Source organism: Streptomyces sp. NPDC003042, from assembly GCF_053591315.1.
On sequence record NZ_JBSFTP010000006.1, the window covers coordinates 19,923 to 40,971 of the forward strand.

At 72.9% G+C, this 21,049-nt stretch carries 20 protein-coding genes; 9 read left to right on the plus strand and 11 right to left on the minus strand.

Translation table 11 applies throughout. The features are described 5' to 3' along the window. Nucleotides 1-85: 85 nt before the first annotated feature. Nucleotides 86-913, minus strand: a complete 828-nt coding sequence (locus tag ACWDYJ_RS04985; protein ID WP_451564057.1) for a VOC family protein — start codon at nucleotides 911-913, stop codon at nucleotides 86-88. A gap of 307 nt (nucleotides 914-1,220) precedes the next feature. Here ACWDYJ_RS04985 and ACWDYJ_RS04990 point away from each other — a divergent pair, with 307 nt between their 5' ends. Continuing rightward, on the plus strand, nucleotides 1,221-1,868 hold the full coding sequence (locus ACWDYJ_RS04990) for a TetR family transcriptional regulator (RefSeq protein WP_451564058.1): 648 nt from the start codon (nucleotides 1,221-1,223) through the stop codon (nucleotides 1,866-1,868). 118 nt (nucleotides 1,869-1,986) lie between these two features. Here the strand turns inward: ACWDYJ_RS04990 and ACWDYJ_RS04995 are convergent, their stop codons facing one another. Together ACWDYJ_RS04995 and ACWDYJ_RS05000 are read right to left on the minus strand one after the other, a co-directional pair. Then, nucleotides 1,987-2,463, minus strand: a complete 477-nt coding sequence (locus ACWDYJ_RS04995; protein WP_451564059.1) for a nitroreductase family deazaflavin-dependent oxidoreductase — start codon at nucleotides 2,461-2,463, stop codon at nucleotides 1,987-1,989. Further along, nucleotides 2,463-3,674 carry an acyl-CoA dehydrogenase family protein gene (locus ACWDYJ_RS05000; RefSeq protein ID WP_451564060.1) on the minus strand — a complete coding sequence of 404 codons (1,212 nt, stop codon included), beginning with the start codon at nucleotides 3,672-3,674 and terminating at the stop codon, nucleotides 2,463-2,465. Before ACWDYJ_RS05000 ends, ACWDYJ_RS04995 begins: the two co-directional genes overlap by 1 nt. Before the next feature lie 114 nt (nucleotides 3,675-3,788). Between ACWDYJ_RS05000 and ACWDYJ_RS05005 the strand changes: the two genes are divergently transcribed. After that, nucleotides 3,789-4,973 carry a thiolase C-terminal domain-containing protein gene (locus ACWDYJ_RS05005; protein ID WP_451564061.1) on the plus strand — a complete coding sequence of 395 codons (1,185 nt, stop codon included), beginning with the start codon at nucleotides 3,789-3,791 and terminating at the stop codon, nucleotides 4,971-4,973. Nucleotides 4,974-6,626: 1,653 nt separating this feature from the next. Further along, nucleotides 6,627-7,103, plus strand: coding sequence for a macro domain-containing protein (locus ACWDYJ_RS05010; protein WP_451564062.1), 477 nt, complete (start codon nucleotides 6,627-6,629; stop codon nucleotides 7,101-7,103). Between the two features lie 293 nt (nucleotides 7,104-7,396). On the opposite strand, the gene ACWDYJ_RS05015 is transcribed toward ACWDYJ_RS05010, so the two are convergent. The 3 genes from ACWDYJ_RS05015 to ACWDYJ_RS05025 form a co-directional block, all read right to left on the minus strand. Then, a complete protein-coding gene (locus ACWDYJ_RS05015) occupies nucleotides 7,397-9,496 on the minus strand; it encodes a HEAT repeat domain-containing protein (RefSeq protein WP_451564063.1) in 2,100 nt (699 codons plus the stop codon). Nucleotides 9,497-9,579: 83 nt separating this feature from the next. Further along, nucleotides 9,580-9,954, minus strand: a complete 375-nt coding sequence (locus ACWDYJ_RS05020) for a DUF6083 domain-containing protein (protein ID WP_451564064.1) — start codon at nucleotides 9,952-9,954, stop codon at nucleotides 9,580-9,582. Nucleotides 9,955-10,018: 64 nt separating this feature from the next. Beyond that, nucleotides 10,019-11,065, minus strand: a complete 1,047-nt coding sequence (locus ACWDYJ_RS05025; RefSeq protein WP_451564065.1) for a Scr1 family TA system antitoxin-like transcriptional regulator — start codon at nucleotides 11,063-11,065, stop codon at nucleotides 10,019-10,021. 105 nt (nucleotides 11,066-11,170) lie between these two features. On the opposite strand from ACWDYJ_RS05025, the gene ACWDYJ_RS05030 reads away from it, so the two are divergent. Next, a complete protein-coding gene (locus ACWDYJ_RS05030) occupies nucleotides 11,171-11,605 on the plus strand; it encodes an ATP-binding protein (protein ID WP_451564066.1) in 435 nt (144 codons plus the stop codon). 47 nt (nucleotides 11,606-11,652) lie between these two features. Next, complete coding sequence (locus ACWDYJ_RS05035) at nucleotides 11,653-11,997, plus strand: hypothetical protein (RefSeq protein ID WP_451564067.1); 345 nt, start codon at nucleotides 11,653-11,655, stop codon at nucleotides 11,995-11,997. A 175-nt stretch (nucleotides 11,998-12,172) separates the two neighbouring features. Here the strand turns inward: ACWDYJ_RS05035 and ACWDYJ_RS05040 are convergent, their stop codons facing one another. Then, nucleotides 12,173-12,625, minus strand: coding sequence for a nitroreductase family deazaflavin-dependent oxidoreductase (locus tag ACWDYJ_RS05040; protein WP_451564068.1), 453 nt, complete (start codon nucleotides 12,623-12,625; stop codon nucleotides 12,173-12,175). Between the two features lie 108 nt (nucleotides 12,626-12,733). Between ACWDYJ_RS05040 and ACWDYJ_RS05045 the strand changes: the two genes are divergently transcribed. After that, nucleotides 12,734-13,705, plus strand: coding sequence for a LysR family transcriptional regulator (locus ACWDYJ_RS05045; RefSeq protein WP_451564069.1), 972 nt, complete (start codon nucleotides 12,734-12,736; stop codon nucleotides 13,703-13,705). A gap of 93 nt (nucleotides 13,706-13,798) precedes the next feature. Here ACWDYJ_RS05045 and ACWDYJ_RS05050 read toward each other — a convergent pair whose 3' ends face one another. Then, nucleotides 13,799-13,987, minus strand: a complete 189-nt coding sequence (locus tag ACWDYJ_RS05050) for a hypothetical protein (protein WP_451564070.1) — start codon at nucleotides 13,985-13,987, stop codon at nucleotides 13,799-13,801. 256 nt (nucleotides 13,988-14,243) lie between these two features. Between ACWDYJ_RS05050 and ACWDYJ_RS05055 the strand changes: the two genes are divergently transcribed. Next, nucleotides 14,244-15,596 carry a carbohydrate-binding protein gene (locus tag ACWDYJ_RS05055; protein ID WP_451564071.1) on the plus strand — a complete coding sequence of 451 codons (1,353 nt, stop codon included), beginning with the start codon at nucleotides 14,244-14,246 and terminating at the stop codon, nucleotides 15,594-15,596. 65 nt (nucleotides 15,597-15,661) lie between these two features. Here ACWDYJ_RS05055 and ACWDYJ_RS05060 read toward each other — a convergent pair whose 3' ends face one another. From ACWDYJ_RS05060 to ACWDYJ_RS05070, 3 genes are read right to left on the minus strand one after another with little or no spacing between them, the layout of a single operon-like run. Further along, complete coding sequence (locus tag ACWDYJ_RS05060) at nucleotides 15,662-16,669, minus strand: YdcF family protein (RefSeq protein WP_451564072.1); 1,008 nt, start codon at nucleotides 16,667-16,669, stop codon at nucleotides 15,662-15,664. 17 nt (nucleotides 16,670-16,686) lie between these two features. Next, nucleotides 16,687-18,276 (minus strand): N-acyl-D-amino-acid deacylase family protein, encoded by a 1,590-nt coding sequence (locus tag ACWDYJ_RS05065; protein ID WP_451564073.1) that lies wholly within the window; start codon nucleotides 18,274-18,276, stop codon nucleotides 16,687-16,689. Between the two features lie 2 nt (nucleotides 18,277-18,278). Further along, complete coding sequence (locus ACWDYJ_RS05070; protein WP_451564074.1) at nucleotides 18,279-19,559, minus strand: amino acid deaminase; 1,281 nt, start codon at nucleotides 19,557-19,559, stop codon at nucleotides 18,279-18,281. A 255-nt stretch (nucleotides 19,560-19,814) separates the two neighbouring features. Here ACWDYJ_RS05070 and ACWDYJ_RS05075 point away from each other — a divergent pair, with 255 nt between their 5' ends. Together ACWDYJ_RS05075 and ACWDYJ_RS05080 are read left to right on the plus strand one after the other, a co-directional pair. Continuing rightward, complete coding sequence (locus ACWDYJ_RS05075; RefSeq protein ID WP_451564075.1) at nucleotides 19,815-20,573, plus strand: IclR family transcriptional regulator; 759 nt, start codon at nucleotides 19,815-19,817, stop codon at nucleotides 20,571-20,573. A gap of 16 nt (nucleotides 20,574-20,589) precedes the next feature. Beyond that, entirely contained in the window at nucleotides 20,590-21,000 is a 411-nt protein-coding gene (locus ACWDYJ_RS05080) for a RidA family protein (RefSeq protein WP_451564076.1), read from the plus strand. Nucleotides 21,001-21,049 lie beyond the last annotated feature (49 nt).

A 21,049-nucleotide genomic window follows, 5' to 3' on the forward strand; every position in this document is an offset into this window, starting at 1 on the left:
CACGGTGGTCGGTCGGCCCGTGCGGCGTTCCATTCCGTGCGGCGGCTCTCCGGGCGCCGCCCGGAGTCGCGCAAGCCCGATTCTGTCAGGCCCGCGACTGGTCCGGCCCCGGCTCAGGGTGGGCTTTCACACGTGGCTCCGAGAGCAGGCCGAAGACGGCACCCTGATTGTCGGCGACGACGGCGATCCGCCCGTACTGCGTGTCGAAGGGATCGGCGGTGACCCGGCCGCCGATCCGCCGCACCGTCGCGACGCTCTGGTCGCAGTCCGGGACGGCGAAGTAGACGAGGAAATGCGCGGGCATGATCTCCGGGAAGGCGGAGGTGATCAGGCTGCGCCCCAGGACGGCGGTGTCGCTGCCGGGCTTGCTGCCGGGCGGCGACCACAGGCGGTACTCGATGCCGGTGTCCCCTTCGTCCTGGTCCTGCGGTACGTAGCCGAAGACGTTGGCGTAGAACACGTCGACCGCGTCGCGGGCCCGCGTGTAGACCTCCGCCCAGCAGTACGTGTACGGCTCCTGCTGGGCGTCGAAGCCGTGGTGGGTGCCGGGCTGCCAGAGGCCGAAGACGGCCCCGCCGGGGTCGGCGGCCATCGCGGCCGTGCCGTAGGGGCCGACGGGCTGCGGGTCCATGACCATCTGGCCGCCGGCGGCGCGGATGCGGGCGGCGCAGGCGTAGGCGTCGGTGGTGTACAGGTACACGCCCCAAACGGTGGGCATGCGGCCGTCGGGCTTGGGGGCGAGAGCGGCGACGTTGCGGCCGCGGCTGTAGGCCTGGGTGTAGCTCCCGTACTCGGGGCCCGCGCTGTCCGCGAAGGTCCACCCGAAGAGCTCACCGTAGAAGCGCTTGCCCGCTTCGACGTCCGGGAGCGAGGCGTCGACCCAGCAGGGCGATCCTTCCGCGAATGCGGCCATGAACCGGGTCCTTCCCTTGTGCGGGGTTTTGCTCTGCTTCAGGCTGTTTTCACACCTCTCAGCCATAGTCCGCCCGATAACTTGTCCACAGCCTGTTGATAAGACTATTCGGGGGATACGCCACGATACGAGGGGACTCGTACCGGCCCGGTACCCCGGGCCGCCCCCGGCCGGAATCCGCCGCCGAGGCCGCCGGCGCACCCCTCCCGCACCCCTCCCGCGCCGCTCCCGCCCAGGTCGGTGGCCGCGTCACCCCATTTGCAGGCGGCCGAATAGCGCGCCCATCCCCCCTCGGTAAGCTGACGGCATGACAGGACAAGTACGCACCGTCGACGGGCGTGTCGCCGGCCGGCGCGGCCAGGCGACGCGGCAGAAGCTGCTCGACTGCCTCAGCGAGATGCTCAGCTCCTCGCCGTACCGCGACGTCAAGGTGATCGACGTCGCCCGCAAGGCCGGCACCTCCCCCGCGACCTTCTACCAGTACTTCCCGGACGTCGAGGGCGCCGTCCTGGAGATCGCCGAGGAAATGGCGATGGAGGGCGCGCAGTTGACAGCGCTCGTGGAAGGACGCAACTGGGTCGGCAAGGCCGGCTGGGCCGCCGCCGAGGAACTCGTCGAGGGATTCCTGGAGTTCTGGCGGCGCAACGACGCGATCCTGCGGGTCGTCGACCTCGGCGCGGCCGAGGGCGACAAGCGCTTCTACAAGATCCGCATGAAGATCCTGAACTCCGTCACCAACTCCCTTACGGAGTCGATGAAGGAACTCCAGGCCAAGGGCAAGGTCGACAAGGACCTCAGCCCGGCGGCCATGGCGGGCTCGCTGGTCGCGATGCTGGCCGCGGTCGCCTCGCACCAGAAGGGCTTCACGACCTGGGGCGTCAAGCAGGCCGAGCTCAAGCCGAACCTGGCGCTGCTCGTCCACCTGGGCATCACGGGGAAGAAGCCGACCAAGTAACGGCGGACCCTGGAGAGGGTCCGCCGTTCCTCACCCGCCCTCGCCCGCCCGCACGCGTTCCGCAGCCGCTCCGCGTCCGTTCCCGCACCCGCTCCGCATCCGTTCCGCACCCCTGCGATCAGCGTCGCTCCAGGCGGAACAACCTGATCTCGCGCTCGACGCGCGCCTGGTACGTCGCGTACGGCGGCCAGAACTTCAGTGCCGCCTGCCACGCCACCGCACGTTCCTCCCCCGCCAGCAGCCGGGCCCGTACAGCGATGTCCCGCCCCTGCCAACTCACGTCGGCGTCCGGGTGCTTGAGCAGGTTCCCCGTCCAGGCGGGATGCCCGGGACGGCCGAAGTTGGAGCCGATCAGCAGCCAGCTGCTGCCGCCGTCCTCCGGCATGCAGGCGAGCGGCGTGGTGCGCGGTTCGCCGCTCTTGGCGCCCCTGGCGGTGAGGATCACACCGGGCAGCATCCGGGCGCTGAGCAGCACTTTCCCGCGGGTCAGCCTGTGCACCGCCTTGTCCATCGCGGGGATGACGTGCGGTGCGATCTTCGCGAACAGCAGGGTCGAGGAGACCTTCTGCATGAGTTTGATGCCGGGTGGAGCCATCAGACGGCCGCCTTCTCGGGTGCCGTGCGGGGCATGGGGGCGGAGACGAACAGGCCCGCCTGTTGCGCGGCGTGCGCCCGCAGCCGGTGGACCGGGCCGAACAGCAGCTCGTCGGCCGCCGCCCGCTTGAAGTAGAGGTGCGCGTCGTGCTCCCAGGTGAAGCCGATGCCGCCGTGCAGCTGGATGGCCTCGCCCGCGGTCAGCCGTAGCGCCTCGAGGGCCTGGGCGAGGGCGAGGCCGCCCTGCTCCGGGTCCCAGACGGCGTAGTAGGCGGCGGAGCGGGCCGCCTGGACCTGTACGTAGAGGTCGGCCAGGCGGTGCTTGACCGCCTGGAAGGAGCCGATGGCGCGGCCGAACTGCTCCCGCTGCCGTACGTACTCCACGGTGCGGGCCAGCGCCTGGGCGGCCGCGCCGACCGCCTCGGCGGCGAGGGCGGTGGCGGCCGTACGTCCGGTCGCGGCGAGGGCGGGGAGTACGTCGGCCCCTTCCTCGCCGAGCAACTCGGCAGGAGTGTCGCGCAGTTGGACGCACCCCTGCGGCCGCGTCTCGTCGAGGGTCGTCTGCCGGGCCCGTACGAGGCCGGGCGCGTCCTCCCGTACGAGGAACAGCAGGGTCCGGCTGCGGGCGAACCCGCCGGTGTGCGCGGCGACGAGGAGCAGGCCCGCGCTGTGCCCGTCGAGCACCTGGGCGACCTCCCCGTACAGCCGCCAGCCACCGCCCGCCGCCGCGTCGGCGGCGCGGGCCTGCACCCCGCCTGCGCGGCCCCCGCCGGCCCATTCACCGGCGGCGTTGTCGCCGGTCAGCGCGAGGGCGGCGGCCAGGGCCGGGCCGGGAACGGCGAGCGCCGCGGTCACCTCGCCGGCCGCGAGCGCGGGCAGCAGGGCGGACCGCTGGGCGGCGGTACCGAGGGCGGCGATCAGGGGGGCGGCGAGCGTGGCGGTGGCCAGCAGCGGCGAGGGCAGCAGCACCCGTCCGGTCTCCTCGCAGGCCAGCGCCAGGTCGGCGGGGGCGCAGCCGACGCCGCCGTACTCCTCGGCGATGGCGAGGCCCGGCAGGCCGAGCCGGCGGGAGAGCTGCTCCCACAGCTCACGGTCGTGTCCGGCGGCGGTCCGGACGGCGGCCTTGACCTCGTCCGGGCCGCAGCGTTTGCCCAGGATCTCGCGCAGGGTGCGGCGTATCTCGTCCTGCTCCGCGGTGAAGGCGGCGTCCATCGTCGGGCTCCTCCCCGTATCTGACGGGCCGTCATGTTAGGGCGGGGAGGGTGAGATGCACAGGGGGCGGAGCGGGGTAGCGTCTGACGGTACGTCAGTTGTACCGTCCCCTTCATGCCTCGACCCCCCTCCCCTCCCCGCCGCAGGGTCGCCGTCGTCGGCGTCGCCCTCTCGGACTGCGGCCGGGTGGACGGCCCGACCCCCTACGCCCTGCACGCCCAGGCCGCCCGCCGGGCCCTCGCCGACTCCGGCCTGGACCGCTCAGTCATCGACGGCTTCGCCTCGGCCGGCCTCGGCATCCTCGCCCCGGCGGAGGTGGCCGAGTACCTGGGCCTGCGCCCCACCTGGGTCGACTCCACCTCCGTCGGCGGCTCCACCTGGGAAGTCATGGCGGCCCACGCCGCCGACGCCATCGCGGCCGGACACGCCAACGCCGTCCTGCTCGTCTACGGATCCACCGCCCGCGCCGACATCAAGGCCCGGCGCCGCACCTCGAACCTCTCCTTCGGGGCGCGCGGACCACTGCAGTTCGAGGTCCCGTACGGGCACACGCTGGTCTCCAAGTACGCGATGGCCGCGCGCCGCCACATGCACGAGTACGGGACGACCCTGGAGCAGCTCGCCTCGGTGGCCGTCCAGGCCCGCGCCAACGCGGCCAGCAACCCCGACGCGATGTTCCGGGACCCGCTGACCGTGGACGAAGTGCTGTCCGGCGAGATGATCGCCGACCCCTTCACCAAGCTGCACTGCTGCATCCGCTCCGACGGCGGCTGCGCGGTCCTCCTGGCGGCGGAGGACTACGTGCCGGACACCGCGAAGGCGCCGGTGTGGATCCTGGGCGCGGGGACCTCCGTATCCCACACCACCATGTCGGAATGGGAGGACTTCACGGTGTCCCCGGCGGCGGTCTCCGGCCGCCAGGCCTTCGAACGGGCCGGCCTCACCCCGGCCGACGTGGACCTCGCCGAGATCTACGACGCCTTCACGTACATGACCCTGGTGACCCTGGAGGACCTCGGCTTCTGCGCGAAGGGCGAGGGCGGCGCCTTCGTGGAGAAGGGCCGCCTGCTGCGGGAGGGGGAACTGCCGGTCAACACGGACGGCGGCGGCCTCTCCGCCTGCCACCCGGGGATGCGCGGCCTGTTCCTCCTGGTCGAGGCGGTCCGCCAACTCCGCGGCGAGGCGGGCCCGGACCGCCAGGTCACCAAACGCGGCGGCCGCCTCCCGGAGGTAGCCCTGGCCTCGGGCACGGGCGGCTGGTTCTGCTCATCGGGGACGGTGGTGCTGGGGCGGGGGTGAGGGGGTGGGCCCGGTTGGCGGGATGAGGGGGTAGGCCGGGGGTTCGGTGACCGGTGTCCAGTGATCCGGGATCAGAGAAGGTATGGGGGCTTCCCGTCAGTCTCATCGTCTCTCCGGTTCGGGCCGGCCCCTCAAGAGCGCTCCTTCGTCGCGTCGCTACGCGATGTCGCTGCGCTCCACTCTTGACCGACCGTCCCGCCCCGGACATACGAAGACTGTCGGGAAACCCCCAAAAGAACGGCACGGGGGGAGGAGCGGGCATGCGAGGTCATCAGGGATGCGGAACTGGAGCCCAGGAGGCCAGCATCCCCCTCGCGGCGGCCAGACGGCTCCCGGGAGCGTGGGCGCGCATCAGATCGCTACTCGCTCCACACGTCTCGGCGACTGCCGTCCGTCCGTGGCTGGTCACAAACCGCCCACGCCACCTGCGCACCTCGCGTCGAAGGCGACCGCCGCCCGTCTGTGGCCGGGCCACAGGCCGCCCAGCCACCTGCGTGCCTCGGGTTGCGGGCGGCTGCCGCCCGTCTGTGGCCGGCCACAAACCGCCCACGATGCCTGCGCACCTCGCGTGGAAGGCGACCGCCGCCTGTCTGTGGCCGGGCACAAGCCACCCCCGACGCCTGCGTGCCTTCCCATGCGGGCGAAGGTGTCGCCCATCTGTGTCTGAAGGTTCCAAACAGCGCCCATGCCGAGCTGTGAAGGGGTCAGAGCGACCTCCGCACCACAAACACAGGACCAAACACGCCCAAACGGGGGCAATCTGCCGGCCTTTTCGTCCGCCCACTCGCCCAGACCGCATTCCACGACGGCATACCCGCTGCCAGCCGTCTTTTGACCCCAGTCGACGGTCGGCCGCCGTCGATGAGGCGCGCCGGAGAGCTTGGGCGGGCTTATGCCCGGCCACGGACGGCAGTCGGACGCCGTCGGTGAGAAGCTCCGGGGAGGTGGGCGTCTTATGCCCAGCCACAGACGGCCGTTCGCCGCCGAGACGTGCGGAGCGCTGGGGAGCTTGGGCGGCTTTTGCCCGGCCACAGGCGGGGGTCGGTCGCCGAGGCGTGCGGAGCGCTGGGGAGCGTGTGCGGCTTTATGCCTGGCCACGGACGGCCGTCGGCCGCCGCCGATGAGGCGCGCGAGAGAGCATGGGCGGCTTGTGCCCGGCCACGGACGGGCGGCAGTCGCTGAGACGTGTGGAGCGAGTAGCGATCTGATGCGCGCCCACACTCCCGGGAACCGTCTGGCCGCCGTGAGATGGATGCCGGCCCTCTGGGCTCCAGTTGCGCATCCCTGATGACCTCGCATGCCCGTCCCTCCCCCCGTGCCGTTCTTTTGGGGGTTTCCCGACAGTCTTCGTTTGTCCGGGGCGGGACGGTCGGTCAAGGGTGGCCGAAGGCCATCGCGAAGCGACGCGACGACGAAGGAGGAGCGCCCTTGAGGGGCCGGCCCGAACCGGAGAGACGATGAGACTGACGGGAAGCCCCCATACCTTCCCTGATCCCGGAGAACGGTCCCCCGGCCACCGAACCCCCGCCCACCTCCCCGATCCCACCTCCCCGATCCCGCCAACCCGACCCACCCTCCGAAGCCCCCGACCCACCCCCCACCCACACCACCACCACCCCCGCCCCCTGTCCGGCCCCCGCCTACCGTTGCCGGATGAAGCCGCTCAGGATCATTGCCGGGGATGCGACGAGTCCGCAGGCCAAAGGGCCCAAGGTGGTTGCCCACGTCTGCAACGACCTCGGGGGATGGGGGAAGGGCTTAGTGCTCGCCGTCTCGCGGCGTTGGGGTGAGCCCGAGGCGGCGTACCGGGCCTGGCATCGGGGGCGCAGCGGGAACGACTTCGGGCTCGGGGCCGTGCAGGTGGTGCGAGTGCAGCCCGACGTGTGGGTGGCCAACATGATCGGTCAGCGCGGGATGCGTACCGGAAGCGGGGGTCCGCCGATCCGTTACGACGCCGTGGGGCGCTGCCTCGCCGCGCTGGCCGATCACGCCGTCGAGCTGGGTGCCACGGTCCACATGCCCCGCATCGGCTGCGGCCTCGCCGGCGGCACGTGGTCACGTATCGAGCCGCTCATCACTGACGCGCTGTGCGCGCGCGACGTGGAGGTGACCGTCTACGACCGGCCGTGAGGGGCTGCCCGGACAGGTCAGTGGATCTTGAACGTGCAGGCTGGGCGTGTCCGGTTTTCCGATGCGGCCACCACGTTGCACGGCAGGTTGCACCGGCGGCAAGCTCCTGAAGCCCGCGCAGGTCGCCGAGTTGCGCACCACCGTCGAGATCCCTGCTGCCGCCCGGCCGGTGGCCTGGGGACCGGTACGGGCCGGGTGTGGTCAGCACGCCGCTCGGCTGCGGCGGCCTGACGTGGGGCCACGGCGGTGAACCGTCAAGCGGGGTCCCGCCGATGTGCCGGCCCTCCTCGACGCTACGTTGTGCCCGAAGTGACGGTCGGCGCTCCCCTTCCCAGGATGCGGAGGCAGTTGCGCCGCAACTCCTCGTCCACGTCCACGTGATGGCGCGTGCGGCGCGACGGGTCGTCGTTGCCGTGGCGGCGGGGGCGGGCCAGTTCGGCCTCGGCCAAGGGGGCGGCGGCCGCTGCCGCTGACGGGCCGAGGCCGGCCAGGCAGGCGGCGGTCTCGGGGAGCCGGAAGGGGGTCCGCGTCCACTCCTCTACGAGCACCGCCGCGACCTCCTCCGCGTCCCCGGTCACGCGCCACAGCGCGACGGCCGCCTCCGCGCGGTGCTCGGCTTCGGCCATCCGTTCCCGCAGCAGCGGCGCCAGCGGCGACGCGGACCGCCCGATGCGCCCGGCCGCCCCGAACCCGTCCCGGCGATCGTTCGGCCGCTCCAGCCGCAACACCGCCTCGACCGCGTCGAGTACGAGTTCCCGCTCGGCCTCCCCGGCGACCGCCCACAGCGCCTCGGCCGTCTTCATGCGGCGGTACGGCGACGGATCCGACGTCGACGTCGCCGACGTCCGTACCACAGCGGCGTATCGACCCGCATCCGCGCCGTACCGGGCGATCGCCGCCAGCGCCGCGAGGCGGGTGGCGATGTCCTCGCTGCCCAGGAACGACGCCACCAGGGGCAGCGCCTCCGCCGGAACGGGCACGCCCAGGGCGTCGAGCAGCCGTGCCCTGCGCCGGTGCGCCTCGGGGTGCAGGTCGGCGAGCCGCTCCAGCAGCACCGGCCCCAGCGGCGCCGCGTGCGGCGCGACCGCTTCCAGGCACTTCTGCAGGTCGTACGGCAACGGCCCCGCCCGCAGCGCCCGCGCCAGTTCCGGCACGGCCCGGGGGTCGCCCCGCAGCGCCAGCGCCTCGACCGCGCGGCCGTAGCGGCACCACCACCAGTCCTTGTCGTCCAGCTCGTGGCGGAAGGCGGGCAGCGATTCCGCGATCACGTCGGCGGCGCCCCGCGCGAGCGGGTGCAGGTGGGCCAGCGCGCCGAGCGCCGCACGGGCCAGCCGCTCGTCCTCGTCGAGCACCTGGCGGGCCAGCAGTTCCACCGGCTCCTCGCTCGGCAGCCGCCATCCCGACAGCAGCAGGCCCGCCTGGTCCACGGCCGCCAGACGCTGTCCGGGCGACGGACTGCGGAGCTGGTCGACCAGCAGGGCCAGCCGCTCGTCCGTACGGTCGGCCAGGGCGGTGTGCAACGCCTGGAGCAGCTCGATCGCCTCGTCCGCGTCGACCGCCGTACGGTGTTCCGCCCGCAGATCACGCAGGTACGACACGAGGGTGTCCGTCCGCGGGCGGGCCGGCGCCGCTGCGGGCAACGCCGGCTCCTCGCGCGCCGCGCGCATCGCCTCCCGGGCCGACGCCACGGCGTCGGGCCCCGGCAGGCCGGGCGCGCACCGCGCCAGTCCCGTCAACGCCGTGAGGAGCAGTTCCGGGTGCGAGCGGGCGTCACGTACGACGTGCTCCAGGCAGGCCGCCGCCTCCTGGGCGGTCTCCCCGCCGTGCCGTACGCCCAGATCCCCGACGGCGCCCACCAGCGCGCGGGCCACTGCGGCGCTCGGCTCGTCCCGCAACCGCTGCCGCAGGCCGGACAGGACGCGTCCCGGATGCGCGTGCAGCCGTACGAGCGCACCCGGCACCACGGCGCGCAGCTCCGGATCCGGATCGTCGAGGAGCGCGAACAGCTCGGCAGACCGCCCACGCGTCATCGCGGACGCCGCCACGTAGTTGGCCACCCAGGCGGCGTGCTCGTCCTCGTCCTCGAAGTCGGTCCAGATCTCCTCCGGATCCGGCTCCTCCACGCCGGCGATGCTGCACAGCAGCTCCAGGACCGAACCGCGGTCGCGCACCGTCGGCCGGAGCAGAAGGGCGAAGAGGAAGGGGACGCAGGCGACCGTGCAGGCGTAGACGTCGCCCTGGTGGTGTACCGCGCCGTACATGCCGTCCAGCGCGACCTCCCGCTCGGCCGGATCGTCCGAGGCCAGGCCGCGCAGCAGCAGCGGCACGTCCGACGCGTCGCCGTACGCGTGCTCCATCGAGGCCCAGTCCACGTTCTCGATCCCCGTGAGCACTGTTCGGTCCTTCCCCCGTCGCCGTGGCGTCAGGCCGACACCGATCCCAGCATGCTGCACGCCACCGACAATCGAGGCCGTCGCTACGGCGTGGTCGCGGGGGCGGCGGCGGCCCGGACCGTGCACACGTCGAAGTGGGAGACGCGGCAGGTGTCCGAGGGGGTGGAAGCGCCGAGGTTGACGGCGGTGCCGTCGCCCGAGATGCGCCAGCGCTTACCCGCGGGGATCAGGTGACAGGGCGCATCGCCGGGCTGGATGAGGATCCACTTGCCCCGGACGGTCTTGTGCCAGTACGCGGCTTCGCCGCAGTAGCGGCAGGTGGCGGGGGTGCCCTCGCGCGCATCGGGCGACCGCTGCCGACCGATGGTGACGAGGGCGTCCGCCAGCACCTTGGCGAGGAGGAACGGCCCGTTGGTGCCGTTGCCGTTCCTGCCCTGCTCTTGGGCGTTTGTGGTCAACTGTTCCCCCCTTACCCGCCTGTTGGTAGCGGATGGGGGGCCGGTCAGGCCACTGATTCTGCGATCAATGACCCGAACGAGTGGTGATCTCCGTCAGAAACGCGGACCAGGCACCCGCCGGGACCGCGAACCGGGGGCTGGTGTCGCCGAGCTTCGAGTCGCGGACGTGGACGGTGTGGGGGCAGGTGGCCACCTCGACGCAGTTGGCGCCTTGGCCGTCGCTGTACGTCGACTTGTGCCAGTCGAGAGCGACCTCGATGCAGGCGCTGCCCTGACTATCGCTGTAACTGGACTTGAACCACGTGAGATCGCTACTCATGATTCCTCCGCGAGGTTTTTGATGAACTCCGCCGACTCCGCCGCGCTGAGGGCGTTCATCCGGATCATGCCATGGGGCCTGGGTGAGGGTGCTGACTTTGTCGGGGTGGGAATACATCGCGCTGGTTTCCTGGCCCTCGGCCCAAGCCCACAGCTGGTGTTCAGGGGTCTCCAGGAGGATGAGAGGGCCGACGAGAGCCACTCCGCATGCCCGCCCGGTCGGGAGGATCTGGATGAACACATTCCGTAGTTCGCTCAGCTTCAGGAGTAGGTCCAACTGGCGGCGCATGACCTCCTTGCCGCCGACCTCCGAGCGGAGGGCTGCCTCCGCGATGATGAAGCCGTAGACCGTTTTGATGCGGCGGGTCATGGTCTCCTGGCGTTCGAGGCGGGCCCGGATGCGTTCCTCGATCGTTTCGTCGTCCAGCGGAGGGCAGGCGTCACTCATCAGTGCCCGCATGTACTCCTCGCTCTGGAGCAGGCCTGGGATGAGGAGCGGCTCGTACCAGTTGATCGCGAAGGCCTCCGCCTCCGCCGCCATGTATTCCTCCGACCGTTTCGGGAACGGCTCCGGCTTCATGTACTCCGCGACCGCCGACAGCTTCCCGGCCGCCCCGAACATCTGGTCCGCGACCTGGAGTAGTCGTAGCGTGGGCCGCCTGCGGCCCAGTTCCATCGACTTCACCGTCTCCGCGTCGTAGTTGGCCTCCGCGCCCAGTTCCTCGCGGGTCTTGCCGGCCTCCGTGCGCCACAGCCTGACCTGGTTGCCGCCGTACCGCCATGCCTCGGTCATCGGCCCTTCCCTCCCCTGGCTCGTACGTACCGCGCGTGTACAACCGCCCCCCGTCTACGCGCGGTTACTCGCCCGCCCCTTACCCCGGCCGCGACCGTATGGACCATGGATCACCCCATCGAGTGGCGCTACCCCCGCGCGCCCATCAGCGTCCCCCGCGCCCGTGCCCGTCTCGCCGCCCAGGCCCGCGAGTGGAAGCTGCCCGACGACACCGCCGAGACGGCCGTCCTCCTCCTCAGCGAGCTCATGACCAACGCCTGCCGCCATGCCCGTGTGCCCGCCGGGCGGGAGGTGTGGGTGCGGTGCGGGCTCCGGGGGGAGCGGCTGCGGGTCGAAGTGCTTGATTCCGGGCGTGAGTTGCCCGTGCCGCGTGCCGCGCGGGTGCTCGACGAGTCCGGGCGGGGGCTGGGGATCGTGGCGGCGCTGGCCGGGAGCTGGGGGGCGTATCCGAGGGAGTGCGGGATCGGGAAGGTGGTGTGGTTCGAGCTCGCCACGCCGAGTGATTGCGGAGGATCGATTCGCCCTGCCGGGCCCTCCTAGGGTCGTTGCGAAGTTCCGCACGCCCCAGGAAGGGATCAACCCCCGTCATGAAGCTCCGCAACACCGCCGCCGCTGCCGTGGCCGCCTTTGCCCTGGCCCTGTCGATGTCCGGTTCGGCCGTGGCCGCCGAGGGGTATTTCCACTACAAGTACGTGGACGGCTACGGCCAGGAGCAGCACGTCACCCTGCACGACCCGCACAGCGGCAAGTGCGTCAACCTCTACGCCGTCGGCGACGACGACGTGGAGCCGGGCTACGGCCCGCACAACCAGACCGACTCCGCGGTGACCGTCTACAAGGAGACCGGCTGCGCCGGTGACGAATGGCGGCTGCGGCCCCACGGCAAGCCCGCGACCGACGCCCTGGAGGTGCGCTCGGTGCGCTTCGAGTAGAAGTCCCGCGCCGCGCCGTCACTCCGCCCCCGCCTGCATGGCGGGGGCAGGGGGCGGCGGCACGGAGCACAAGCTCGCGGGTGCGTGCACACGCAGAAGCAGGCGCAGTCGCGGGCGCGGATACGGGCGCGGACGGCGACCGGCTCTCCACGTTCGTGGAGCCCGGACCGTTGCGTCAGTGTTCGATGATCACCAGGGGGATCTCCCGGGGCCGGACCGCGGCCTGGTAGTCGTCGTACGGCGGCCACAGCGCCGTCATCGCCTCCCAGTACGTCTCACGCTCCGCCGCGTCCGCCGTGCGCGCCACAGCCTGGAAGACGGCGGGGCCCACCTGGAGGCGGACCTCCGGGTGCGCGGTGAGGTGCTCGTACCAGGCGGGGTGGTGCGGGGCTTCGGGGGCGGTGGCCAGGACGATGTGGCGGCCCTCGTCCTCCGCGTAGATCAGCGGCGTGCGCAGCGTGCGGCCGGTGGCGGGGTCGACGGTGGTGAGGAGCAGGGTGGGGACGCCGTGCCAGAGATGGCCGTCGGCGCCTCCGCTGGACACGTACGTGCGTACGTGGTCGAGCCGCGGGCCGGGGCCCGGGTCGGTGGGGTGGTCCCAGTCGACGGTGACGGTGACGGTGTGCATCTGCCTGACCTCCGTACGGCAACCCCCTGCGCGCTTAACGAGCGTCCATCGATTCTGGATGCGGCAGACCCGTAGCGCACGCCCACAGGTCTGGACCAAGCTCGGGGGATGGATCTGGAGCTGAGGCACCTCAAGATCGTCCGGGCCGTCGCCGACGCCGGGAGCCTGACCCGCGCCGCCACCGTGCTCGGGCTCGCGCAGCCCGCGCTGAGCACCCAGCTCAAGCGGATCGAGCGGGCGCTGGGCGGCTCGCTCTTCGTGCGCGGACGGGAAGGCGTACGGGCCACCGCGCTCGGGGAACTGGTGCTGGAGCGGGCCCGCGTGGTGCTGCCGGCGGTGTGCGAGCTGCAGGAGGAGGCGGTGCGCTTCGCCCGGCAGGACGGCGCTGTCGGCCATCGGCTCGGGGGGACGCACGGGCCGCTGCTGGGCGGGCTCGTGGACCGGATCGCCCGGCAGGAGCCCGGCGTGCCCGTGACCACGTACACGTCGTGGTCGGAGCGGGAGGTCGCCGGGGGCGTCGCGGCCGGGCGGCTGGACTTCGCGCTGGTCGGGGTGTGCGGGGAGAGCGCACCGCCCGAGCTCGGGCGGCTGGCGTGGAGGGAGGTGGCCCGGGACCCGGTGCACGTGATGCTGGCCGAGGACCATCCCCTCGCACAGCGGGAGCGGATCGAGCTGGCGGAGCTGGCCGCCGAGGCCTGGACCGACGTACCGGGCGACGGGTGCTTCGGGGACTGCTTCGCGGCGGCCTGCGTGCGGGCCGGGTTCACGCCCGCGTGCGTGTACGAGGCGGACACGGCTTCGTGCGTGCACCTCGTCCAGGTGGGGCGGGCCGTGGGGCTGTGCCGTGCGACCTTCCCGGCGACGCCGGGGATGGTGACCCGCCCGCTCGCCGGGAGCCCGCTGGTGTGGCGGCACCTGCTCGGCTGGCATCCGGCGGCGCGGGCCGCGGGCCACGCGGCGGCGGTGCTGGAGCATGCCCGGGCGGCGCACGCCGAGGCACTGGCCCGGTCGGCCGGCGCGGCTGCCCGGGCGGCCCCGGCCGGCGGTTCGGCCTCGTCCGCGCGGCCGGTGCGGACGTAGGCGTGGAACGGCCACGGCCCGGGGTGCGACCCCGGGCCGCGACCTTCAGCAGCTCGCCCTACGGCATGTCCTACGGCGTGTCTACGGCGTGTCCTACGGCAGGAATCGTTCGATGACCTGCGGGCCTTCCTTCTCGATCAGCAGGCGCGCCTTCTCGACCCGCTCCGGAGTCGGGTCGTGCCCGGTCGCCATCACCAGGTCCTCGGGGTCGTACGGCCGCTCGCCGCCCGAAAAGAGCTGAGCGGGGCGGCCGGGCTGCTGCTGGTCCGATTCACTGTCCATCGCGTACCTCCTCCAGTGCCCCCTCCGATGCCCCCTGAGCCTCCATCCTCCGGCGGCCGCCCCATGAACGCACGTCGGCCGACCGCAGGCCGCCCCAAGGTCGCGCGAAAGCCGCCCGAAAGCCGCCCGAAAGCCGCCCACGGGCCGGCGCCCGCCGCGCGGCCATAACGCCGGGGGAGGGGCCAACCGGCATCTCCCGCACGGCGGTTCGGATTCCTACGGTGGCGCTGACCCCCACCGAACCGAGGAGATCCCCATGCTCAAGCGACACGCCCGCGCGGCGTGTACCGCCCTGGCCGCCGCGGGGCTGCTGCTGTCCGGCACGAGCGGCGCCACGGCCGACTCCACCCACCCCGCACCGCCGCAGAAGTCCGCCGCAGCCACCCTGCGCACCGCCGATGCCCCGCCCGAGCTGCTCACCGCCATGCGGCGCGACCTCGGCCTGACCCCCGCGCAGGCCAGGGCCCGCCTGGCCCACGAGGCCGAGGCGGGGGCCACCGCCGCCCGGCTCCGGGCGCGGCTCGGCGCCGCCTTCGCCGGGGCCTGGCTGGACGGGGCCGACGCGGCGACCCTGACCGTGGCCACCACGCGGGCCGCCGACACCGCCGCGATACGGGCCGCCGGGGCCGAGGCGAAGCTGGTCGGCCGGTCGCTGGCCGACCTGGACACCGCGAAGGCCGCGCTGGACCGGGCGGCCACCGCCGAGACCCCGGTCCGCTACGTCGACCCGCGCGGCAACACCCTGGTCGTCGAGGAGGTCCGGCCCGGGGCCGCGGCCGGCCTGCTGGCGGCCACCGGGACCGATGCGGCGCTGGTCACGGTGGTGCGTACCGCCCAGGCCCCACGCCCGCTGTACGACCTGCGCGGCGGCGACGCGTATTACATGAACGGCAGCGGCCGCTGCTCCGTGGGCTTCCCGATCACGAAGGGCACGGTCAGCGGCTTCGCCACCGCCGGGCACTGCGGGCGCGCCGGGACCACCACCAGCGGCTTCAACCAGGTCGCCCAGGGCTCTTTCCAGGCCTCGGTCTTCCCGGGCAACGACATGGCCTGGGTGGCGGCGAACGCCCAGTGGACCGCGACCCCGTACGTCAAGGGCAGCGGCGGGGCGAACGTGCAGGTCACCGGCTCGGTGCTGCAACCCGTCGGGGCCTCGGTGTGCCGTTCCGGATCGACCACCGGCTGGCACTGCGGGACCATCCAGCAGCACAACACCAGCGTCACCTACCCCGAGGGCACCATCTCCGGCGTGACCCGTACGACGGTCTGCGCCGAGCCCGGCGACTCCGGCGGCTCCTACATCTCCGGCAGCCAGGCCCAGGGCGTCACCTCGGGCGGCTCGGGCAACTGCTCCAGCGGCGGGACCACCTTCTTCCAGCCGCTGAACCCGATCCTGTCCGGCTACGGCCTGACCCTCAAGGTCAGCGGCGGCGACCCCGGCCCCGGCCCCGGTGACCCGGAGCCGGGCGGCACCTGGAAGGCCGGCGCCGTCTACGCGGCCGGCGCCACCGTCACCTACGGCGGCGCGAGTTACCGCTGCGTCCAGGGCCACCAGGCCCAGACGGGCTGGGAGCCGCCGGTGGTCCCGGCCCTCTGGCAGCGGCTCTAGCCGGTGCGGTAGGTGCCGTGGCTGCCGAGGGGGGGAGCCACGGCACCTCCCCCGCGTGTCCGGACTCAGAGCCCGACCGTCGCCAGCATCCCGGCGGCGACCAGCAGACCGCAGATCCCCAGGTTCACGAGCCTGTGCTCCCAGAACACCGCGACGAACTCGCGGATCGTCGCGCTCGGCCAGAAGTACCGCGCCGTCGGGGAGCCCAGCACCTGCCCGTTGACCCCCGCCTTGCGGGCCATCGTCGCGGCCCGGAAGGCGTGGAAGTCGTTGGTGACCACCACGCAGCGGTAGCCCGGGTCGTCCGCGATCATGATCTCCCGGCTGAACAGCATGTTCTCCTCGGTCGTGCGGGAACGGTCCTCCAGCCGGACGTGCTCCGCCGGCACGCCCTGCGCGATCAGCCAGTCCGCCATCGCCCTGGCCTCGGAGACCTGCTCGTCCGAGCCCTTCCCGCCCGAGGTGAGCAACACCGGCGGGCGGCTGCCACGGGCCAGCTGGGCCTCGTAGATCGCCCGGCCCTTGCGCAGCCGCGAGGCCAGCAGCGGCGGCACCCGGTCCCCGCCGATCAGGCCGGCGCCCAGGACGACGACGTGGTCGACGTCGCCGCGCACCTTGATCCGGCCGTAGAGGAAGGCGTAGCCGAGGAAGCACAGGAAGATGAAGGAGACGTAGACGACGAGCGCGGTGAGCGTCGCCGTCATGCCGTTGAGGGTCCGCGAGCCGAACTGCCCGACGGTCAGCAGCAGCGCGATCATCCCGAAGATCCCGAGCCCCGCGAGCATCGACAGCAGGTTGGCCGGGCGGCGGCCCTCCTTGCGGACCATGGTCATGCCGTTGGCTATGAGGAAGACGCCGAGGGCCAGGATGCCGAGGGTGGGCAGGGCGAAGACGAGCAGGACGACGGGCATCGCCGCCCAGTCGGGCAGCTCTCCCACCTGGAGGAGCAGGGCGAAGGAGAGCGTGATGAAGGTCAGGCCGAGGAGCACGGCGTTGCTGAAGCGGCGGCGGTCTTTTCGGGCGTTGACGCAGAAGGCGAGGAAAAACAGGGCAGCGACGGCGAAGGCGACCATGGCGCCCATCGTAAATGTCACTGCCGAACGGGCGTACGGCGCACCGAGCGCCCGGCGAGGACGTCCGTGCGGCGGCCGTCGCGCATCACGAAGCGCCCGTCGATGAGCACGTGCGGGATGCCGGTGGGCGCCGCGCGCGGATGCTCGTACGTCGATCCGGCCGCGACCGTGTCCGGATCGAAGAGGACCAGGTCGGCGCGGTGGCCGACGCGGACCAGGCCCCGGTCGGGCAGGCGCAGGCGCGCCGCGGGGCGGCCGGAGAGGTGGGCCACGCACTCCTCCAGGGAGAGGACGCCGAGTTCGCGCACGTACCGGCCGAGGTAGTGCGGGAAGGTGCCGTACGCCCTGGGGTGCGGCTTCGCGCCGTGCAGGATGCCGTCGGAGCCGCCGGTGTGGACGGGGTGGCGCATGATTGCCCGGACGTTGTCCTCGTGGCCGACGTGCTGGAGGACGGTGGGCCCGAGGCGGTCCCCGACGAGGAGCCGCCGGGCGGTGTCCCAGCCGTCGAGACGGGTGCCGACGTACGCCCCGTACGCGGCATCGGTCGTACCGGAGACCTCGATCGTCGACCAGTCCACCGGCACTCCGTGGCAGCCGTCGGCGCCCTCCACCTCCAGCGCGTGGCGGATCCGCTCGGCGGTGGCGTCGTCGCGCAGGCGGGCGAGGACGGCTTCCGGGCCGCCCTCGTTCGCCCAACTGGGCAGCAGGGCGACGAGGGTCGTGCAGCCCGGCGTGTACGGATAGCTGTCCAGGGTCACGTCCGCGCCGGCGGCCAGTGCCCGGTCGAGGAGGGCCAGCAGTTCGCCGGCCCGGCCCTCGTTCTCGCCGAAGTTCATGGTGGCGTGCGCGAGGTGCAGGGCGCAGCCGGCCTCGCGGGTCAGGGCGAGCATTTCGGCGTAGGCGTAGAGGGCGCCGCGGCCGTAGGAGCGGTGGTGGGGGCAGTAGTAGCCGCCGTGGCGGGCCACCACCCGGCACAGCTCGGTGAGTTCGGCGCCGGAGGCGTACATGCCGGGGGTGTAGGTCAGCCCGGAGGACATCCCGACGGCGCCCTGGGCCAGGCCCTCCTCGACCAGTTGCCGCATCCGGTCGAGCTCGGCCGCGGTCGCCGGGCGGTCGTCCCAGCCCAGGGCGTACGCGCGGACGGTGCCCTGGGGGACGAGGTAGGCGGCGTTGACCGCGCAGCCCTGACCGTCGTGGGCCCGGTCCAAGCGGTCGAGGTACTCGCCGACCGTGCGCCAGTCGAAGTCGATGTCCGAGCTTCCGGGCGCGTCGCCGTTCCACCCGGCGATGGCCGTCCGTACCTCCCCGAGGGTCCGCTCGTCGGCGGGCGCGTACGACAGGCCGTCCTGGCCCAGGACTTCGAGGGTCACCCCCTGGGCGGCCTTCGCGCTGTGGTCCGGGTCGCGGAGCAGCGCGAGGTCGCTGTGGGCGTGCATGTCGATGAAGCCGGGGGCCAGGACGAGGCCGTGCGCGTCGACCGTCGTGCGGCCGCCCGCCGGGATGCGGCCGATCTCGGTGATCCGGCCCTCGTGGACGCCGACGTCGGCGGTGCGGGAGGCGCCGCCGGTGCCGTCCACGACACGGGCGCCCCGGACGACGAGGTCCACGACTAGAAGAAGGTGCGGACGTAGTCGGTGACGGTGCCGTCGGCCTGGACGACCGGGATCAGCGGCCACTTCTCGAAGATCGTGCAGGGATGGGACATGCCGAGCGCCACCCAGTCCCCGACCTGGACGTCGTCGGCGGAGTCGGTCTCCAGCCAGGCGTGCTGGTCGGACAGTTTGACCACGCGGACGCCGTCGGCGGGGCGCTCGGTCCCGTCGAGCGCGTCACGCACCAGCTCGGCCTCGGGCAGGCCCAGGTCGTAGGCGACGTCGCGCTTGCCGGCGTTGACGAAGGCCTGGGTGGGGGAGGGGCGGGAGACGACCTGCGTCCAGAGGCGGAAGGCGGGGCGCAGGCCGCCCTCCTGCGGGATGCGGTTGAAGGGCGTCAGGCCGGTGTACCAGCCGTGGTCGTGGGAGACGTACGCGCCGGAACGGAGCAGCTTGAGGGTGGGGCGGGACAGCTCCGGCAGCTCCGCGAAGACGTCGGCGACGGCGTCGAACCAGGCGGAGCCGCCCGCGCTGACGACGATCTCCTCCAGGTCGGGGGCGAAGCGCCCGGCCTTGTCGAACTCGACGGCGAGGGAGGTCATCCGGCGCAGGTACGCGTGCACGCTCTCCGGGTCGGCGCCGGGCACCTCGGCCTCGTACCCGGCGACGCCGACCAGGCGCAGGGTGCTCGTCGCGGCGACGGCGTCGGCCACGGCGCGGCAGTCCTCGTCGGTACGGGCCCCCGTACGGGCGCCCTCGCCCGCGCCGAGCTCGACGACGACGTCGACGGTGGCCGGCCGGCCCTTCAGGGCCCGGTCCATGAGCTGGACGCCGCGCACGGAGTCGACGTAGCAGACGAAGCGGAAGCCGGGATCGGCGGCGAGCTCGGCGGCGACCCAGCGCAGGGCGGCCGGGTCGACGAGCTCGTTGGCGAGGAAGATCCGCTGGATGCCGAAGGCGCGGTAGACGCGGGCCTGGTGGGGGACGGCGGCGGTGATGCCCCACGCGCCGTGCTCCAGCTGGCGGCGGAAGAGCTGGGGGGCCATACAGGTCTTGCCGTGCGGTGCGAAGGCGAGGCCGTGGCGGTCGGCGTAGGCGGCGAGGGCGGTGAGGTTGTGCGCCAGCGCGTCCGCGTCGAGGGTGAGGACGGGGGTGGTGAATCCACCGGTGAAGAGGTCGCGGGCCTGGGCGGCGAGTTCGCCGACGGTGAGGCCGGCGTGCTCGGCGTCCGGGGGGAGCCCCTTGAACCGGTGGTCGACCGGTTCACCGGCGAGGGCGTGGACGGGGTCGCTGGGCATGGGCGGGTGCCTCCCGGTGTTCGTTGCGCCGTGTGCAACGGTCGTTGCGTATACCACTGCCTGCTGTCTAACATCCCGGATGACGACGGGTCAACGGACCGAGTGCGGCGCCGCTTCCCGGGGCTCCGCCCCAGACCCCGCGCCTCAAACGCCGGCGAGGCTGAAAGACCCGGGGCTCCGCCCGGGTCCGGGCAGAGCCCGGGGCACCGGCGGAGCCGGTGTTGCCACAGCCGGACCAGGACGGGAGGGCACGGCGTGAGCCAGTCGGTCGAGCGGGCGCTGCGGATCCTGCCCGTGCTGGCGAAGGGACCCGCAGGGCTGACGGCGGTGGCCGACGGCCTCGGCGTCCACAAGAGCACCGCGCTACGCCTGCTGCGCACGTTGCACACCCACGGCCTCGTGTACCGGCAGCCCGACGGCCGCTACCGCCTCGGCGCGAGCCTGTTCGCACTGGCCGCCGAGGCCCTGGAGAACCTCGACGTCCGCGACGTCGCGCATCCGCACCTCGTCGAGCTGAACCGGCAGACCGGCCACACCGTCCACCTCGCCCTGCTCCAGGACGACGAGGTGGTCTACATCGACAAGGTCGACAGCCGCTACCCGGTGCGGATGTACTCCCGCATCGGCAAGCCCGTCCCCCTCACCGTCGCCGCCGTCGCGAAGGTGCTCCTCGCCGGCCTGCCGGAGCCCGACCGCCGCGCCCTCGCCGCGCGGATCGACTACCCCCGCTACACCGCCCGGTCGACCCCGGACGCGGACGCGTTCCTCCGCGAGCTGGCCCTCGTACGCGAACAGGGATGGGCCGCCGATCTGGGCGGTCACGAGGAGGCGCTCAACTGCGTCGGCGCGCCGGTGTACGGGCCGGACGGCCGGGTGGTCGCCGCGATGTCCGTCTCCGCGCCCGGTGTGGTCGTGGGCGCGGACGAGCTGCTCGAACTGCTGCCCCTGGTACGCCGTACCGCCGATACCGTCAGCCGGGAGTACTCCGGCTCCGATCCCGAGGACCCTTCATGACCGAGAAGAGCGCCGCATGACCGAGAAGACCGCCATCACCCCCGCCGGCCACACCGCCCCGCCCGCGAGGTTCTCGCACGGCGTGCGCAAGGGGAACATCCTCCAGGTCGCCGGCCAGGTCGGTTTCCTGCCGCACGTCGAGGGGCAGGCGCCCACGCCCGCCGGGCCGACGCTGCGCGAGCAGACCCTCCAGACGCTGGAGAACGTCCGCTCCGTGCTGGAGGCGGGCGGGGCGGGCTGGGACGACGTGATGATGATCCGCGTGTACCTGACGGACACGTCGCACTTCGCCGAGATGAACGAGCTGTACAACGCGTACTTCGACGAGCAGGGGCTGAAGGAGGCCCCCGCCGCCCGCACCACGGTCTACGTGGGCCTGCCGGCCGGCCTGCTCATCGAGATCGACGCGCTCGCGGTCCTGAGCTGAGCCCACAGCGCGAAACGGGGGCGCCCCCTGGCGGCGGGGCGCCCCGGTT